The 16,031-nt window shown below is 59.0% G+C and carries 15 protein-coding genes; 8 read left to right on the forward strand and 7 right to left on the reverse strand.

Going from position 1 to position 16,031, the window contains the following annotated elements; genetic code table 11:
* The first annotated feature begins 67 nt into the window (after positions 1-67).
* The 4 genes from U5A08_RS12665 (at position 68) to U5A08_RS12680 (ending at position 2,950) form a co-directional block, all read left to right on the forward strand.
* Positions 68-784, forward strand: coding sequence for a helix-turn-helix transcriptional regulator (locus U5A08_RS12665; protein WP_247395734.1), 717 nt, complete (start codon positions 68-70; stop codon positions 782-784).
* Between the two features lie 51 nt (positions 785-835).
* Positions 836-1,171, forward strand: coding sequence for a nuclear transport factor 2 family protein (locus U5A08_RS12670; RefSeq protein ID WP_321851783.1), 336 nt, complete (start codon positions 836-838; stop codon positions 1,169-1,171).
* Positions 1,172-1,186: 15 nt separating this feature from the next.
* A complete protein-coding gene (zapE, locus tag U5A08_RS12675) occupies positions 1,187-2,293 on the forward strand; it encodes a cell division protein ZapE (protein WP_253400381.1) in 1,107 nt (368 codons plus the stop codon).
* 165 nt (positions 2,294-2,458) lie between these two features.
* Positions 2,459-2,950, forward strand: coding sequence for a GNAT family N-acetyltransferase (locus tag U5A08_RS12680; protein WP_247395738.1), 492 nt, complete (start codon positions 2,459-2,461; stop codon positions 2,948-2,950).
* A 73-nt stretch (positions 2,951-3,023) separates the two neighbouring features.
* Here U5A08_RS12680 and U5A08_RS12685 read toward each other — a convergent pair whose 3' ends face one another.
* The 3 genes from U5A08_RS12685 to U5A08_RS12695 form a co-directional block, all read right to left on the reverse strand.
* On the reverse strand, positions 3,024-5,261 hold the full coding sequence (locus tag U5A08_RS12685) for a TonB-dependent siderophore receptor (RefSeq protein WP_321851784.1): 2,238 nt from the start codon (positions 5,259-5,261) through the stop codon (positions 3,024-3,026).
* A 127-nt stretch (positions 5,262-5,388) separates the two neighbouring features.
* The gene (locus tag U5A08_RS12690) at positions 5,389-7,131 is read right to left on the reverse strand and encodes a phosphoethanolamine transferase CptA (protein WP_321851786.1); all 1,743 of its coding nucleotides are present in this window, start codon (positions 7,129-7,131) and stop codon (positions 5,389-5,391) included.
* Positions 7,132-7,283: 152 nt separating this feature from the next.
* On the reverse strand, positions 7,284-7,460 hold the full coding sequence (locus U5A08_RS12695) for a DUF6026 family protein (protein ID WP_282598482.1): 177 nt from the start codon (positions 7,458-7,460) through the stop codon (positions 7,284-7,286).
* Between the two features lie 269 nt (positions 7,461-7,729).
* Here U5A08_RS12695 and gnd point away from each other — a divergent pair, with 269 nt between their 5' ends.
* From gnd to U5A08_RS12710, 3 genes are read left to right on the forward strand one after another with little or no spacing between them, the layout of a single operon-like run.
* Positions 7,730-8,713 carry a phosphogluconate dehydrogenase (NAD(+)-dependent, decarboxylating) gene (gnd, locus tag U5A08_RS12700; protein ID WP_253395282.1) on the forward strand — a complete coding sequence of 328 codons (984 nt, stop codon included), beginning with the start codon at positions 7,730-7,732 and terminating at the stop codon, positions 8,711-8,713.
* Positions 8,710-10,233 (forward strand): glucose-6-phosphate dehydrogenase, encoded by a 1,524-nt coding sequence (zwf, locus tag U5A08_RS12705; protein ID WP_321851788.1) that lies wholly within the window; start codon positions 8,710-8,712, stop codon positions 10,231-10,233. The genes gnd and zwf overlap by 4 nt, the downstream gene beginning before the upstream one ends.
* A complete protein-coding gene (locus U5A08_RS12710) occupies positions 10,230-11,078 on the forward strand; it encodes an HAD family hydrolase (protein ID WP_321851789.1) in 849 nt (282 codons plus the stop codon). Before zwf ends, U5A08_RS12710 begins: the two co-directional genes overlap by 4 nt.
* Positions 11,079-11,152: 74 nt before the next feature.
* On the opposite strand, the gene U5A08_RS12715 is transcribed toward U5A08_RS12710, so the two are convergent.
* Positions 11,153-11,413, reverse strand: coding sequence for a hypothetical protein (locus tag U5A08_RS12715; protein WP_253395286.1), 261 nt, complete (start codon positions 11,411-11,413; stop codon positions 11,153-11,155).
* Between the two features lie 345 nt (positions 11,414-11,758).
* Between U5A08_RS12715 and U5A08_RS12720 the strand changes: the two genes are divergently transcribed.
* On the forward strand, positions 11,759-13,084 hold the full coding sequence (locus U5A08_RS12720) for a sigma-54 dependent transcriptional regulator (RefSeq protein WP_253395288.1): 1,326 nt from the start codon (positions 11,759-11,761) through the stop codon (positions 13,082-13,084).
* Positions 13,085-13,148: 64 nt separating this feature from the next.
* On the opposite strand, the gene U5A08_RS12725 is transcribed toward U5A08_RS12720, so the two are convergent.
* Genes U5A08_RS12725 through U5A08_RS12735 form a run of 3 tightly spaced genes read right to left on the reverse strand, consistent with a single transcriptional unit; the run spans position 13,149 to position 15,978 of the window.
* Positions 13,149-14,459 carry a fibril amyloid transporter FapF gene (locus tag U5A08_RS12725; protein WP_253395290.1) on the reverse strand — a complete coding sequence of 437 codons (1,311 nt, stop codon included), beginning with the start codon at positions 14,457-14,459 and terminating at the stop codon, positions 13,149-13,151.
* 50 nt (positions 14,460-14,509) lie between these two features.
* Positions 14,510-15,259 (reverse strand): fibril amyloid subunit FapE, encoded by a 750-nt coding sequence (locus U5A08_RS12730; RefSeq protein WP_253395291.1) that lies wholly within the window; start codon positions 15,257-15,259, stop codon positions 14,510-14,512.
* A gap of 41 nt (positions 15,260-15,300) precedes the next feature.
* Positions 15,301-15,978 (reverse strand): fibril amyloid maturation endopeptidase FapD, encoded by a 678-nt coding sequence (locus U5A08_RS12735; RefSeq protein WP_253395293.1) that lies wholly within the window; start codon positions 15,976-15,978, stop codon positions 15,301-15,303.
* Between the last annotated feature and the right edge of the window lie 53 nt (positions 15,979-16,031).

Genomic DNA, 16,031 nt, shown 5'->3' on the forward strand with positions numbered 1-16,031 from the left:
GGCTGCTGACATTTTCTGACAGGGTGCTCTGATAAGCTGCCTACTTTCCTTTTTTGGTGGGCTCAATGTGTCGCGTACCACTCGTCTACTGACTTTGCTCCAGGCCCTGCGGGGCAAGAAGCGTCCGGTGACCGCCGCCGTGCTGGCGGCACAGTTGGAGGTGTCCGAGCGCACGCTGTATCGCGACATCGCCGAATTGACCGCGCTGGGGGCGCCGATTTTTGGCGAGGCCGGGGTAGGGTATGTGCTGCGCAGCGGGCTGTTTCTGCCGCCATTGATGCTCAACGCCGAGGAAACCGAAGCCATCGTACTCGGTCTGCGCTATGTGGATCAGCGTGGCGACGACGTCTTGAGCCATGCTGCGGCCAATGCCTTGGCGAAAATTGCCGACGTGCTGGACCCCGCCGCCCAGGAAGCGTTACGCAACCCGACACTGCTACCTGGCCCGCCAGGGTTCGGCTACCCGGAAAACCGCGTACCGCTCAATGTGTTTCGCGAAGCCATTCGCAATCAGGCCAAATTGCACGTCGATTACGCCGATGCGAGCCAGACTCAGAGCCAACGGCTGATCTGGCCCCTGGCGCTGGGCTTTCTCAATGAGGTGCGGGTGATTGTGGCCTGGTGCGAACTGCGCGGTGCGTATCGCACCTTTCGCACCGACCGCGTGGCGGCCGCCGAGGCCCGCGGCGAGCGTTATCCGGGGCGCCGCAGTGACTGGCTGCGGGCCTGGCGCAAGTTGATGGAGCAGCAGCAATCCTCGCCGTTTACTCCTGACAAAAACTGACACAGCCTTGGTTTAGCATCGCGTCATAAATCACCACAAAGGAGCTGTGACATGTCCCTCGCAGAACTGGCCCCGGCCATCGCGGCCTATATTGCGGCAACCAATGCCCGCGACACCTCGACCGTCGCCCACTGTTTTGCCGACGACGCCAACGTGTTCGATGAAGGCACGCACCAGGTCGGCACCGCTGCCATCGCACGTTGGATGGAAGACACCGCGCAGCGTTATCAGCCCAGGGTCGAAGTACTTAACGTGCAGCATCGTACCGGCAAGGTATTGGTCAACAATGTGGTTTCCGGGAACTTCCCCGGTAGCCCGCTGGAGCTGCGCTATACCTTTCGCTTGAATGAACAGGGCAAGATTTCACGGTTGGATATCTCCTTGTAAGTCATAATGGCGCGCATGACTTTCGACTCGCCTCTCGCTGCTTATCAATACGCCACTGCCCAGTTGGGCTTCGTCGCCGACGATGCCCAGCGCCGCGCGGTGGATGCCCTGCAGGCCTGCCACCAGGCCTTGCACCTGGGGCGCTCGCCGATCCTCGGGGTTTACCTCTGGGGCCCGGTGGGCCGGGGCAAAACCTGGCTGATGGACCAGTTTTACCTGAGCTTGCGCGTGCCTGCGCGGCGCCAGCATTTTCATCACTTCATGGGCTGGGTACACCAGCGTTCGTTCCAGCTCACCGGCACCCATGATCCGTTGCAAGCGTTGGCCCGTGAGTTGGCCCAAGAGGTGCGCGTGCTGTGCTTTGACGAGTTGTTCGTCAATGACATCGGTGACGCAATCATCCTCGGCCGCTTGTTCCAGGTGATGTTCGAAGAGGGCGTGGTGATGGTCTGCACGTCCAATCAACCGCCCGAGCAGCTCTATGCCGGCGGCTTCAATCGCGAGCGCTTCCTGCCGGGCATTGCGGCGATCAAGCAGCACATGCAAGTGGTGGCCGTAGACGGTGGCGAAGACCATCGCTTGCACCCGGGTGTCGGCGTGCAGCGCTATTGGGTCGATCAACCGGATGCACTGGCCGCGGTGTTCAAGCAATTGAGCGAGGGCCAAGCGGTGCGCCACGGGGTGGTCAGTGTCGGTCATCGCTGCATTGTGGCGGTGCAGGCCAGCGACACGGTGCTGTGGTGCCGGTATGCCGACTTGTGCGAGCAACCTTTGGCGGCGATGGATTTCATGCTGCTGTGTGATCGTTTCAAGGCGATCCTGCTGGGTGAGGTTCCCAACCTGAGTGCGCAAAAGCGTCCGGGGCGGATCGCCCGAGGCACCGAGGACGGTGTCCAGCGGGTGGCGGCCGGTGATCGCGAATTGCCCGAGTTGTCAGTACACGATGACAGCGTGCGGCGCTTTATCGCCCTGGTGGATGAATGCTATGACCGCAAGGTGCCACTGTTCATCGAGGCTAAAGTGCCGTTGGAAAGCCTCTATACCGAAGGCTATCTGGAATTCCCTTTCAGGCGAACCTTGAGCCGCTTGCAGGAGATGCAATTGCAGCGCTTTGGGGTGTAGGAAAAAGCCTCGTGCAAGGCCTATAGCGGCTTTCGATGCGGAAAACCTTCGCGCTTTCCGGCAGCTTTTTGTAGCTAATCTCCTTCATCTAGCGCCTGCTCCACGCTTACAATCGTCCTCCTCAGAGGGAGCTGATTCCCTTGTTTGTCGTTATCGAGGAAGGAAATGGACACCCCTGACATCCTGGTGCTGCAAGCCAGCTACACCAATCCTGTGCATGCCGAGGCCATCGCCCTGGTGCTCAATCATTACGCTGAAGACCCTATGGGTGGCGGCCACAGCCTGCCAGCCGACCTGCTGCAACAACTGCCGGCTGAACTGGCCAAGCGCCCGCATGCGTTCAGTGTCTTGGCATTCGTGGGCGGCGAGCCTGCGGGGTTGGTCAATTGCTTTGAAGGGTTTTCCACCTTCGCCTGCCGCCCGCTGGTCAATGTCCACGATGTGGCCGTGATGAATCAGTTTCGGGGCCTGGGGCTGAGCCAGAAAATGCTGCAGAAGGTCGAGGAAATCGCCCGTCAGCGTGGCTGCTGCAAGATCACTTTGGAAGTGCTCGAGGGCAATGCTGTGGCGCAAGCGGCGTACCGCAAGTACGGTTTTGACGACTCGGTATTTGATCCGGCCCATGGGCGTATGTTGTTTTGGAATAAGCCGTTGTAATAAGTCACAGGCAAAAAAGGCGCCATTCAATGGCGCCAAGTTAGCCCTCTCGCAAACTTTGAGAGCCGGGTGGTTAGAGTTTCCAGTCCAGTGCCAAGGTGATCGAACGAGGGTCTCCCCAGTACACACCGTTATAAAAGCCGACGCGTTCATAATATTTTTTATCGAACAGGTTGTTGACGTTAACCGACGCCGAAACATGTTCGTCGAACGAGTAACGCGACATCAGGTTGACCACGGTGTAGGCCTGCTGGCTGATCTTGGTGGATTCGGTGAGCAGGTAGCCATCCTGGTCCCGACCGCCGATCGGCCGCTCGGCGAAGTCGTAGAAGTCGCTCTGCCAATTGACTGCGCCGCCCACCGTCAACCCGCGCCATGCACCTGGCAGGCGATAGGCGGTCGACATCTTCAGCATGTTCATCGGCTGGTCGGTGTTGTTGCGCTGCTTATCGCCGTTGAGCGAATGGGTGTAGGTGTAGCCCGCCGTGAGGTTCCAGTCCGGCATGATTTCGCCCGATACCTCCACTTCAAAGCCTTGCACCTTGTTGCCTTTGCCGCCGGATTTGTAGAACTGCTCGCGGGTGACCGGGTCTGGCGGGGCCGCATTGTCGAGTTCTGCGACGTTATCCTGGGTGCTCCAGAAATACGCGGTGGACAGGTTCAAACGCTCATTGAGCAGGCTGCCCTTGAGGCCGATTTCATAGTTACTGCCGACCACCGGTTCGAGATATTTTTTGCTGGCGTCCCGCTCGTCCTGCGGGTTGAAGATATCGGTGTAGCTGGCGTACACCGTGTATTCCGGCGTCAGGTCGTAGAGCAGGCCTGCGTAAGGTGTCCACATATCCGTGTGGGTCTGGCTGGATTTGGTTGAGGCGGTCAACTGGTTATCGAGGTTGTATTTGGGAGAGACGCTTTCGGTTTCCCAACTGCCATATCGGCTGCCCAGTACTGCGTGCCACTTTTCGGTCAGGCTCAAACGTGTGGCGAGGTAGCCGGCCTTCTGTTTTTTGCTGCTGTGTTCACCCTTGAGGCCGGTGGTGCGGTCGGCGAATTTGCTGATGCCGCCCATGTGCTTCCAGTCTTCGATGGTTTCGTAGCCTTGGGGCGTTACAAAACGTTGGAAGGGGGACGTGTCGCGCTGCTCGGATTCGCCATAACCCACCATCAACTCATGTTCGCGCCCCAACAGCGAATAGGCACCCGCCAGGTTAAAGTCCACCGCATCCATTTTCGAGGTGCCGACCATCTGGTTGGTCCAGGCCGTCATGCCGCTGCCATCTGCATTCGGAAAACCGGCGCCGCCGTAATATACCTTGCCGTCGGTATCGCTTTGCCGATGGGTGTAGGCGGCTTTCAGGCGCCAGTCCGTCGACAGGTTGTGGTCGATGGAGGCGAAGGTGGTCTTGTCCTTCAGTGGCCAGGAACTCCAGTCGGCGGCGAGGTTGGCCGAGCGCGAGAGAGTGGCCTTGCTACCGTCGCTGTTCCAGTAGGGCAGGGTGCCCCAGGAAGTGCCTTGTACGTGTTTGTTCTGGTAGTCGAAGCCTACGGCTACCACGGTGTCGTCCGTCAGGTCGGCTTCCAGAATGCCGTAGCCCACTTCCCGTTGCAGCGCGTAGTTGTCGCGAAAGGATTGGCTGTCACGGTAAGCCATCACCGTGCGCCCGCGCAGGCGTCCGTCAAAGGCCAGTGGGCCGCCCACGTCCAGGTAGCTGTAGTAGTTGTCATGGCTGGAGCCGCTGACGCCGGTCTTGGCTTGCCACTGCGTGGTCGGGCGTTTGCGGACCATGTTGACGGTGGCGGAGGGATCGCCGGCACCGGTCGTTAGCCCGGTGGCGCCGCGTACTACTTCGATACGGTCGTAGATGATGGTGTCCGAGTCGGACTTCATGCGCCCGAACGTATTGAGCATGCCATCCACCTGGAAGTTATTGATCGAATAACCCCTGGAGGAATAACTGGCCCGGTCCGAATCCAGATGCTGAACCGTCACGCCGGTGGTCTGGCGCAAGGCGTCGGTCAGGGTATTGAGGTTGAAATCGTCCATCTGCTGGCGGGTGACCACCGAAATGGATTGAGGGGTTTCCTTGATCGACAGGTTCAGCCGGGTAGCGGTGCTCATCGCGCCGGTGGTGTAGGCCCCGGTGTGTTCGGTATTGGCACCCAGGCCTTCGGCGGTGATGTTGGTGCTGCCTAGCTCCAGCGTGGGGGGCGGCATCTGTTCGGGGTCGGTTTCAGCCAGCAGGTCCGGGCTCAGCGCCAGGCTGAACAGGCTGAGGGTAAAGGTCATGGAGCGGGTAAAGGGCGCGAACATCGCGGAAGACTCCTTGTCGTCTTTGCGACCTTCTCAGTAAGAGAAGGCCTTGGCTCAAAGACGAAAGGAGGCGCGGAACTTTAGGTTTAAACGAGAACGATTGTTAACTTTCTATTGTGAAGCCTGTTTACTTGAGCACCACGTTGGGAGTGTCGGCCGTCTTCGGTTTGATCAGGCTGAAGTCGATCAGGGCTTTCTGCTGGCGCTCGTAGGGGTTGCCGATCAACAACGGGCGCGGTTTGAAGCTGTCGCTGACCAGGCTTTTGCTGTGGTCCAGCTCATCGAAACTCAGGCCGGCCAAGTCAGCCCAGGTGTGGATCAGCTGCGAGCTGCTGTAGGGCCGTTGCAGGTCGCCGGCAAATTTCCAGTCGTGGCTTTCGCGCCATTTCGGTGAGGCGTAGGCCATGAATGGGATGGTGTACATCGGCGCTGTCGGCTTGCCTTCGTTACGGCCCAGGGTGCTGTGGCCTGCGGAGTCGAACACGTCTTCACCGTGGTCCGACAGGTACAGCAGGAAACCGTTGGGGTCGGTCTTGGCGTAGTCCTTGATCAGGCTCGATACCACGAAGTCGTTGTACAGCACCGCGTTGTCGTAGCTGTTGTAGATCGGCAATTGAGCATCGCTGATAGCGTCCGGAACGCCCTGGCGATCGGTGAACTTCTCGAAGGTTGGCGGATAGCGGTACTGGTAGCTCATGTGCGTGCCCAGCAGGTGGACCACGATGAGCTTGCGCTCGGCGGTGTCGGCCAGGGCCTTGGCGAAGGGCGCCAGCACGTCGCCGTCGTATTGGCGGGCGTTCTGGTTGCGGTTGTTGTTCAGGTAGACCTGCTCGTCGGCCTGTTCGGAAAAGGTCGTGAGCATGGTGTTGCGCTTGGTCATGGTCTGCTGGTTGGTGATCCAGAAGGTCTTGTAACCGGCCTGTTTCATCACGCTGACAATCGACGGCGTCTTGAGGTAGAGGTCCGGGTTCTCTTCGTCGGCGAAGGTCAGTACCTGTTGCAGCGCTTCAATCGTGTAGGGGCGAGGGGTAATGACGTTGTCGAACACCGCCAACTGGTCACGCAATTTGTCCAGTTCCGGCGTGGTACTGCGCGGGTAGCCATAGAGGCTCATGCGCTGACGGTTGGTGGACTCGCCGATCACCAGCACCAGGGTCGAAGGCTGGCCGGCCATGCTGTCCTTGAGGTTTTTCAACGGCGGGATCTGGCTGGCGCTGGTCAGCATGCCTTGCATGTTGTCCAGTTGCTCGGTGTAGCGGCGGTAGGCGACGATCATCTGCCACGGTACAGCTGGCTCGATGCGGGTTTCGAAGCGGTCGATGGCCAGCTCCATGGTTTCGCTCGTGGCGATCTGCTTGACCAGCGGGTAGCCGACGACGGCCAGCACAATGGCTACCGCGGCCAGTATCGACTGACCGCGAGGCAGGTAAACCGGGCGCAAGCGCGTCCACAGGAAGATGGCGAAGGCGGTGTGCGCAATGAACGCCAGCACGATCCACCAGGCGAAATATTGCGTGGCGTATTCGCCCGCTTCAGAAATGTTCGACTCGAACATGATGAAGATGACGCTCTGGGAGAATTCCTGCTGATAGATGAAGAAATAACCCAGGCTGGCCATGGAGCAAGCCCACAGCACCACACCAATCACTGCGGCGAGCAGGCGTGTATGGCGCGCGAACAGCAACATAGGCGCCAACCACAGCGCGCTCATGAAGAAGGCTTGGCGAAAGCCACTGAAACCGGAAGTGCCGGTCAGTTGAATCAGCAGTTGGGTAATACCCGAGAAGTACCAGAAAAACAGGAACAGCCAACCCAAGCCGGCCCAATCAAAACCTTTCGCAGACGTAGTGCTGCGTTTGAACATCGCCATCCAGCGCTCCAACCCGATAATTTTTCAGCTGATGCGCAGGGACGCACGCAACAGAGGCCGCCCTTGTGTGAGGCGGCCCTTCGGGCGGGAGTATCGTGACGGGAATGTGAAAAATTCGTGAGTTTTTTGTAAGGATTACCTTACAACGTCACTCAGCAGAGGGCGGGCTGTGGGCTGGAAGGCTGATCCAACTGGCCTTGCAGGTGTGAGCGCAGGCGCAAGACTTCCTGTTGCAGTTGGTCGCGTTCGGCCTTCAATTGGCGTAACTCGTCACGACGGATGCTGACGTAGAGGGTCTGTGGCGGGCGGGTCATCTGTGCTGTGCTCATTGCTTACCTCGCAAATAGCCGGTAGATCGCGGTGCCAGAACGCATGATTCAAGATTCTCGGCATCAGTCGGAAGCAATTCTGAATTCTTTTCAGTATCAATGGAACTTTTATATTTTTAGTGGTCGTGTGACTTTTGCGGGGGTGATGGTGAAATGCTGGCTACTTTTTTGTCATGAAACTACACCGATCCGCTCTGGACTAACCCTCATTAGCCTCGTTGCGCTATAAACTATGCCACACATTTTTTAGTAGTTAGGAGCATCAGCACATGCAACTGGGGATTATTGGACTAGGCCGCATGGGCGGTAATATTGCACGGCGCCTGATGCTCAACGGGCATACCACCGTTGTTTACGACCGTAACGAAGCATTTGTCAAAGGCCTGAGCGAAGAGGGCGCCACCGGCGTCGCCGATTTGAAGGCGCTGGTTGCCGGGCTGCAAAAGCCTCGCGCCGTGTGGGTGATGCTGCCGGCAGGCGACCCCACCGAAAACACTATCAATGAGTTGAGCGAGCTGTTGGACGATGGTGACGTGATCATCGACGGCGGCAACACCAACTACAAGGACGACGTGCGTCGCGCCAAGGCCCTGTCGGAAAAAGGCCTGCACTATGTCGACGTCGGCACCTCGGGTGGCGTATGGGGCCTGGAGCGTGGCTACTGCATGATGATCGGTGGCGACACCGAGACCGTGCAGCGCCTTGACCCGATCTTCGCCAGCCTGGCGCCGGGCCTGGGTTCCATCCCACGCACCAAGGACCGCTCCGCCGTCGCTGACCCCCGCGCCGAGCACGGTTATATTCATGCTGGCCCTGCGGGTTCGGGGCACTTCGTGAAGATGATTCACAACGGCATCGAGTACGGGATGATGCAGGCGTTTGCCGAAGGTTTTGACATCCTCAAGACCAAAAACTCGGAAAACCTGGCAGAAGACCAGCGCTTTGACCTGAATGTTGCCGATATCGCCGAAGTCTGGCGCCGTGGCAGCGTGGTGTCATCCTGGCTGCTGGACCTGACCGCCGACGCCTTGGCCACCGACCCTAAACTCGACGGCTACTCCGGCTCGGTTGCCGACAGCGGTGAAGGCCGCTGGACCATCGAAGCGGCCATGGAACAAGCCGTGCCGGTGCCGGTGTTGTCCACGTCTTTGTTTGCGCGTTTCCGCTCGCGCCAGCAGAGCACCTACGGTGACAAGATGTTGTCTGCCATGCGCTTTGGCTTCGGTGGTCACGTAGAGACTTCCAAAAAATGACCGCCAACGGCAAGAAATCCAAGGCCGAACCCGCGCCCCCCACTACGCTGTTTCTGTTTGGCGCCCATGGCGACCTGGTCAAACGCCTGCTCATGCCGGCGTTGTACAACCTGAGTCGTGACGGGCTGCTGGGCAATGGCCTGCGCATTGTCGGCGTTGATCACAACGCTATCAGCGATGCCGACTTTGCCAAGAAACTCGAGGACTTCATTCGCACCGAAGCCGCGAGCAAGGTCAAGGGCAATGCCGGCAACGCACTGGACCCACAGCTGTGGGCGCAGTTGGCCAACGGTATCAGCTACGTCGAGGGTGATTTCCTCGACGACGGCACCTACGCCGACATCGCCAAGAAAATCACCGACAGCGGCACCGGCAATGCGGTGTTCTACCTGGCCACCGCGCCGCGCTTCTTCGGTGAAGTGGTGCAGCGCCTGGGCAGTGCCGGTCTGTTGACGGAAACCGACGATCACTTCCGCCGCGTGGTGATCGAAAAGCCGTTCGGTTCCGATCTGGCCACCGCCGAAGCGTTGAACGCCTGTTTGCTCAAGGTGATGAGCGAGAAGCAGATCTATCGCATCGACCACTATCTGGGCAAGGAAACGGTACAGAACATCCTGATCAGCCGTTTCTCCAACGTGTTGTTCGAAGCGTTCTGGAACAACCATTACATCGACCACGTACAAATCACCGCCGCCGAAACCGTCGGCGTGGAAACCCGGGGTAATTTCTTCGAAAAAACCGGGACTCTGCGCGACATGGTGCCAAACCACCTGTTTCAACTGCTGGCGATGGTCGCCATGGAGCCGCCGGCGGCGTTTGGCGCCGACGCAGTGCGGGGTGAAAAGGCCAAGGTGATCGGTGCCGTGCGTCCCTGGTCCGCAGCGGATGCGCGGGCTAATTCGGTGCGTGGGCAGTACGCTGCCGGTGAGATTGGCGGCAAGCAGGTGCCCGGCTACCGTGAAGAAGCCAATGTCGCGCCCGACAGCAGCACTGAGACGTTCGTCGCCCTGAAAGTGATGATCGACAACTGGCGCTGGGTAGGCGTGCCGTTCTACCTGCGCACCGGCAAGCGCATGAGCATTCGCGATACCGAGATCGTGATCTGCTTCAAACCCGCGCCCTATGCGCAGTTCCGCGACACCGAGGTGAGTGAACTCAAACCCACTTTCCTTAAGATCCAGATCCAGCCCAACGAAGGCATGTGGTTCGACCTGCTGGCGAAAAGGCCAGGGCCGACCTTGGACATGGCTAACATTGAGTTGGGGTTTGCCTACGAAGACTTCTTCGAAATGCAGCCGTCGACGGGTTACGAAACCTTGATCTACGACTGCATGACCGGCGATCAGACCCTGTTCCAGCGCGCCGACAACATCGAAAACGGCTGGCGTGCGGTGCAGCCGTTTCTCGATGCGTGGAAGGAAGACGACGGGATTCAGGCCTACAAGGCCGGTGAAGATGGCCCTGCAGCGGCCGATGCGTTGCTGGCCCGCGATGGCCGCGCCTGGCACTCGCTCGGATGAGTGATGCAACGAATCATCCCATCCGGTTTGTATTGAGTGATATGGACGGCACTTTATTGCGTCCGGATCACACCCCGACCCAGCGCACCCTTTCAACGGTTCGCGCTTTGCGTGAAGCGGGCGTGTTGTTCAGCCTTGCCAGCGGGCGTCCGCCCAAGGCCATGTTGCAGATGATCCAAGCGTTTGGCATCGAGGTGCCGGTGGCGGGCTTCAATGGCGGCACGCTGGTCAACCCTGACGGAACTGTGCTGGTGGCGCACCGCCTGCCGGCAGAGGCGGCGCTGGTGACATTGGCGCTGTTTTCCGGGGAGCCGGACGTGGAGGTCTGGCTGTTTGCCGACGGCGAATGGCTGCGGCGCGATCCGCCTGGGCCGATGGTCGCGGTTGAAACCGCTGGCCTGGGGTATGGGCCGTTGGTGGTGGAGAGTTTCGAACCTTACCTGGATCGGGTCGACAAGATCGTCGCCGCCAGTCGCAACACGCAATTGCTGGTGGAGCTGGAAGCGCAATTGCAGCCCAAGGTGCAGGGCTTGGCCCAAGTGTCGCGTTCGCAACCGATCTACCTGGATGTAACCGCCATGAAGGCCAACAAAGGCGAGGCCTTGAAAACCTTGGCCGCGCACCTCGGGGTGCCGTTGGCACAGACGGCGGTCATCGGCGATGGTGGCAACGACCCGGCGATGTTTCATGTGGCCGGGTTGTCGATTGCCATGGGCCAGGCTGAAGAAACCGTCAAGCGCCAAGCCGATGTCGTCACCGGCAGCAATCTCGAGGACGGTGCGGCGCAAGCGATCGAGCGGTTTATTCTCAAAGTGCCACACACCGTGTTCGATACGCCAAGTTAGAGCATCGGCGTTTTAATACTGAACTGGCGAGCCCTGCCGTTTACAACGCAGTGCTCGCCAGTTGCAGTTTCGAATTACTTCGGCATGGCCCAGGACTGCAACTGGTGGCCATCTTTATCGAGCTCGGCGCGCGCCTGCAACAACAAGTCTTCTAGTTGCGCCGGATCGGTATAGGTACTCGATGACAGCTGTTTAGTGCCGATACGGGTATTGGTGCGGTCGATGACGCTCAGGCTGAGGGCACCGTTGCCATCATGCCAGGCCACGCACTGGAAGGGCCGGAAAGCACGGTCTGCGATCAAAAGAGCTTCGTTGATGCGGAGCGGGGCGTTCATGTAGGTCTTCTCTCTAAATGCCCAATCAAGTGAGTGCCGTCGGTTGGGCTGACCGTGCGGCAAGTTACTTGTACTGATGCGCGATGACGGGGTACGGGTCACATGTTAGAGCAACAAATTTCAACTTTCCGTGATTAGCATCATGTAAGCGGCTGTTTTGAAAGCCGAATACGGTACTCAGCGGGAACGGCTTTTTTTGTGGGAAGTGACGGTGGAGTGGCTTTTTGCCAAGACATATAGCAAAACGATACAAGGCAACTGTCAAGATTTTGATACTGTAACTTACAAACATCGCAAATCGTTGTTTATAAATAACTTTAGCAATTCTGGCGCCAAGGAATAGTCATGATTGGTACACCTGCGCAACGCCGCTTGCTCGTGGTCGACCCCTGTGATGATTGCCATGAGCTGATGCCAGGCTTACGTGCGGCGGGATGGGAAGTGGACAGCTGTACGTTGGCGGCCGTGGGTGATCGATCCTGCGATGTGGGGTTGCTGCGTTTGCAGCCGTACCACCTGGAGCGGCCCGAAGCCGTCAAGGAGCTGATCAGCCGCAGCGGCACTGAGTGGATCGCGGTGCTCACCCAGGATGTGTTGCGGCTGCAGAACGTCGGGGATTTTGTCTGCGAATGGTTTTTTGACTTCCATACCTTGCCGTTTGATGTGTCCCGGGTGCAGGTCACCCTTGGCCGCGCCTTTGGCATGGCAAGGCTGCGGGGCAAGGGCTATACCGCGGTGGACGAGCCCGAACATGAGCTGCTGGGCGACAGCCGACCGATCCGCGAGCTGCGCAAGTTGTTATCCAAGCTGGCGCCCACCGAGTCCCCGGTGCTGATCCGCGGCGACAGCGGCACTGGCAAAGAGCTGGTGGCCAAAACCCTGCACCGCCAATCCCAGCGCCATGCCAAACCGTTTGTTGCGATCAACTGCGGCGCGATCCCCGAACACCTGATCCAATCCGAACTGTTTGGCCACGAAAAGGGCGCATTTACTGGCGCCCATCAGCGTAAGGTCGGGCGGATCGAGGCGGCCAATGGCGGCACATTGTTTCTTGATGAGATCGGCGATTTGCCGATGGAGCTGCAGGCCAACCTGCTGCGATTCCTCCAGGAAAAACAGATCGAGCGTGTCGGCGGCAGCCAGCCCATCCCGGTGGATGTGCGGGTGCTGGCGGCGACTCACGTCGACCTGGAAGCCGCCGTGGCAAAGGGTACGTTTCGTGAAGACTTGTATTACCGTTTGAATGTACTGCAAGTGGTCACTGCGCCGTTGCGCGAGCGCCACGGCGACGTTGCCATGCTGGCCAACCACTTTGCGCGCTTCTACAGCCAGGAAACCGGGCGCCGTCCGCGCAGTTTCAGCGAAGACGCGCTGGTGGCCATGGGGCACCACCCTTGGCCGGGCAATGTGCGTGAGCTGGCCAACCGTGTGCGTCGGGGCCTGGTACTGGCCGAAGGGCGGCAAATCGAAGCCGTTGATCTGGGTTTGCAAGGTCAGCAGGCAATTTCGTCGCCGATGGCTACACTGGAAGATTACAAACACCGCGCCGAACGCCAGGCGCTGTGCGATGTGCTCAACCGGCACAGCGACAACCTGAGTGTCGCGGCCCGTGTGCTGGGGATTTCCCGGCCGACGTTCTACCGGTTGTTGCACAAACACCAGATCCGCTAGGGCGGGTAAACCGAAAAGCCCCGCAACGACCCTTATCGTTGCGGGGCTTTTCCTTGTGCGCGGTTTAGAAGTAGTACGGGAATTTCAGGCTGAAGGTGAAGTCCGGCGCATCATCCGTCATGCCAATGGCCAGGTTCGGCACGATCGTCAGGTTATCCGACGCCGCGATGGTCATGCCCACGTTGAAATAGCCGGCGTTGGCGTCGCTGGAGACCACCGATTGCCAATCCGCGCCGCTTTGCTTGACCTTGCTCTTGCGTTGCACGAGGTCGGACACCGAGAACGACATACTCATTTTCTCGTTGAGGGCGAAGGCGACACCGACCCCTAACTGGAAGCTGTCGCCCAGACTGACCTTGCCGGGGATTTTCTGGTTGACGTTGGGGCTGATGTCGCTGAACGAATCCTCGAAGTTATGGGTGTAGGACAGCGAACCGAACAGCACCGCCGGGTCGAAGGTCTTGACCAGGGAGATACCCGGCGTCACCGACCACACGCCGTTACCGGTCGGCAGGGTTTCCGGCACGGCGAGGTTGGTGTTGGTCGGCGATTCGATCAGCTTGATGCCATAAGGATCTTTGCCGGTAGGCGCCTTGACCCGAAACGACACCACCGCATCCGGCAGGCTGGCGCTTTCGTCGAGAAATTTATACGCAATGCCGAAGTTCACATCGCCGATGGTTGGGTCTCGGGTAACCGAGCCTTCCGATGTGGTGTTGGCGCTGCCGCCGGCACCGCCGGACTGGTACGTCGACTCGCGATACACCACCGGCACGTTCACATCGAACTGCCAGCGGTTGTCCACGTTGTAGCGCCCGGTCAGGTCCAGGGTCCAACTGTCGGACTTGATTCGGTCCAGGTTGATATTACCGAGGAAGATCGAGTCCAGTGCCAGAAAGCCGTTAAGGGATAACTGGCGTGCGTCATAGCGGGCATAGGTGACGCCGGTTTCAAAGCTGAACTTGCCATTGCCGAAGAAGCCACTGGCCTCGTTGTACAAGTTGCTCACGCTTTGTGCCGGCGCCGAGTCATCCTTCAGGCTTTGCCCATAGGAGCTGCCACCGCCGGCGCCGCCCGATGCCGCCGCCGCGCCCACCCCAGGCGCGTTGCCGGCCACGGTGGTGCCGCCTTTTCTCAAGTCGGCAGGCGACTTGACCAAGCGTCTAGGCGCGGGTGTTGCGGGTTGGTCTTCTACTTGTCGAACGCGTTGCTCCAATACTGCCAGTGCTTTTTGCTGCACTTCATAACGTTGCTTGAGCTCCAGAAGTTCCTGTTTCAAGGTTTCAATATCGGTGTCCGGTGCGGCATATAGCGCGGACGCCGGCAGGAGCGTACTCAAACAAATCACGGCACGTAACGATAACGATCGATGCATGAAATAAGCCGTCCCATTCCTAATGCGTAAGTGTCGTGGCTCAGCGTAGTTCAATAACCGGAAGGGCGAAGGCCTTTGAGTTGATCTAGGTTAAGATTTTGCGTGATATTGTTCAGACCACTGTTTCCCATCACTACATTGAGTTGGGTCAGATTGTTCACGAAGTTGCTGTTCCCTTGGATGACCGTGCCTTGCAGGACGTTGCCGCCGCCAATTTGCTGCACGACGTTGCCTTGATTGTTGCTGGCCAGCAGCGCCATCTGCAGGCCGCCGTTCTTGGCGCTCACTGTGACCTGGCCAGCGGCAGTGCTGCCGGTAATCGGCTGGCCGGCCAGTAACGCCTGGCCTGACTGCACATAGTTGGCCGGAGTCAAGCCGTCTTTGGTGACGTTGATGTCAACGCCGTTGGTGGCTGTGTTGCCATCACCCGCCGCGCGCACGCTTTGAACCACGCCCTGGCCGGTGCCGAGGCCGGAGCCGCCGACGACGGTGCCGGTGCCGGTAGGCTGCTGGGTCGTGCCGTTGCCATCGCTGCCGGTAATCTGCACGTAAAATTGCGGCGTGATGGTGGTGGAGTTGACTTGCATGTTGGCAGTGCCGGTCACGGTGGCACCGGCGGCGTTAGTCCAGGTACTGCTCATCACAATGCCAAAGCTGACAATCCGCCCCGGCATCACATAGCGGCCGCGCAACTCGGCCATTTCCGAATCCTTGAGTTCAATCGGCTTGAACGCCGATGAAGCATAAACAGGTGCTGAGGCTGCCAGGCACATGACTGTCAGCCAACGGAGAGTATTCATCGTTTGCTCCTGGAGCTTCCTACCCCTTATTGCGCTTCTATCTAGAAGAAGTCGCTCTGGATAAAACCGAAGTCCATCAATTCGCTGTCGCGCACCGGGCTGAACTCGTTCAGCTTGTTCTTGGCAGTCAGTGGCGTGGGTGGGTCGAGCAAGACGTTGGCCTTGTCGTAGCCTTCACCCAGTACGGCGAATACGATGCCGTTCCAGCCCTTGATGAAATCGTCCTTGGCATAACGCTTGTGACCCAGCACGGGATCGCCGATATACACCCAGTCTTTGTCGGCGCGCTGCAACACCACGAAGTGCTTGTAGCCGCGAATATCGAGCAGCACGACGACCGGCACTTTGACCGTGATCAGCACTTCCGGAGTGATCCGGTAGCCCCTGGCGCGCATGTGGATGCTTTCCAGGTAGCGCTTCATGTCGAGCATGGAAAAGCCCTGGGTACGCACCAGATCCTGGTCGGCGTTGGCCAGCATGCCTTTGATGACGTGATCTTCATCCACGTCCATCCAATAGGCTTGGCGCAGGATGGTCGCCAGTGCGGCGGCCCCGCAGCTGAAATCGGTTTTCTGTTCCACCAGGTTGGCGAACTTGCGCTCGCGGATGCTCTCGACCTTTTTGTAGATCAACCCACCGCCGGGCATGACCACGGCCATTTGCCCTGCCCAGGTCGGGCCGGTGAGTGCTAACAGCAGGCAGAAGGCAACGAGGCGCATGATCGTATGACCTGTTGGACACTGGAAATAAAAAGGGCCTTGTTGCCAAGGCC

This window comes from Pseudomonas paraveronii (assembly GCF_963681955.1).
GTDB lineage: Bacteria > Pseudomonadota > Gammaproteobacteria > Pseudomonadales > Pseudomonadaceae > Aquipseudomonas > Aquipseudomonas paraveronii.

Excerpts from the sequence above, each read along its gene's own strand:
- U5A08_RS12735 (WP_253395293.1), bottom strand. The coding sequence starts at position 15,978 with ATGCGCCTCGTTGCCTTCTGCCTGCTGTTAGCACTCACCGGCCCGACC.
- zapE (WP_253400381.1), top strand. The coding sequence starts at position 1,187 with ATGACTTTCGACTCGCCTCTCGCTGCTTATCAATACGCCACTGCCCAG.
- U5A08_RS12680 (WP_247395738.1), top strand. The coding sequence starts at position 2,459 with ATGGACACCCCTGACATCCTGGTGCTGCAAGCCAGCTACACCAATCCT.
- U5A08_RS12715 (WP_253395286.1), bottom strand. The coding sequence starts at position 11,413 with ATGAACGCCCCGCTCCGCATCAACGAAGCTCTTTTGATCGCAGACCGT.
- gnd (WP_253395282.1), top strand. The coding sequence starts at position 7,730 with ATGCAACTGGGGATTATTGGACTAGGCCGCATGGGCGGTAATATTGCA.
- U5A08_RS12725 (WP_253395290.1), bottom strand. The coding sequence starts at position 14,459 with ATGCATCGATCGTTATCGTTACGTGCCGTGATTTGTTTGAGTACGCTC.
- U5A08_RS12695 (WP_282598482.1), bottom strand. The coding sequence starts at position 7,460 with ATGAGCACAGCACAGATGACCCGCCCGCCACAGACCCTCTACGTCAGC.
- zwf (WP_321851788.1), top strand. The coding sequence starts at position 8,710 with ATGACCGCCAACGGCAAGAAATCCAAGGCCGAACCCGCGCCCCCCACT.
- U5A08_RS12670 (WP_321851783.1), top strand. The coding sequence starts at position 836 with ATGTCCCTCGCAGAACTGGCCCCGGCCATCGCGGCCTATATTGCGGCA.
- U5A08_RS12720 (WP_253395288.1), top strand. The coding sequence starts at position 11,759 with ATGATTGGTACACCTGCGCAACGCCGCTTGCTCGTGGTCGACCCCTGT.
- U5A08_RS12690 (WP_321851786.1), bottom strand. The coding sequence starts at position 7,131 with ATGGCGATGTTCAAACGCAGCACTACGTCTGCGAAAGGTTTTGATTGG.
- U5A08_RS12710 (WP_321851789.1), top strand. The coding sequence starts at position 10,230 with ATGAGTGATGCAACGAATCATCCCATCCGGTTTGTATTGAGTGATATG.
- U5A08_RS12730 (WP_253395291.1), bottom strand. The coding sequence starts at position 15,259 with ATGAATACTCTCCGTTGGCTGACAGTCATGTGCCTGGCAGCCTCAGCA.
- U5A08_RS12685 (WP_321851784.1), bottom strand. The coding sequence starts at position 5,261 with ATGTTCGCGCCCTTTACCCGCTCCATGACCTTTACCCTCAGCCTGTTC.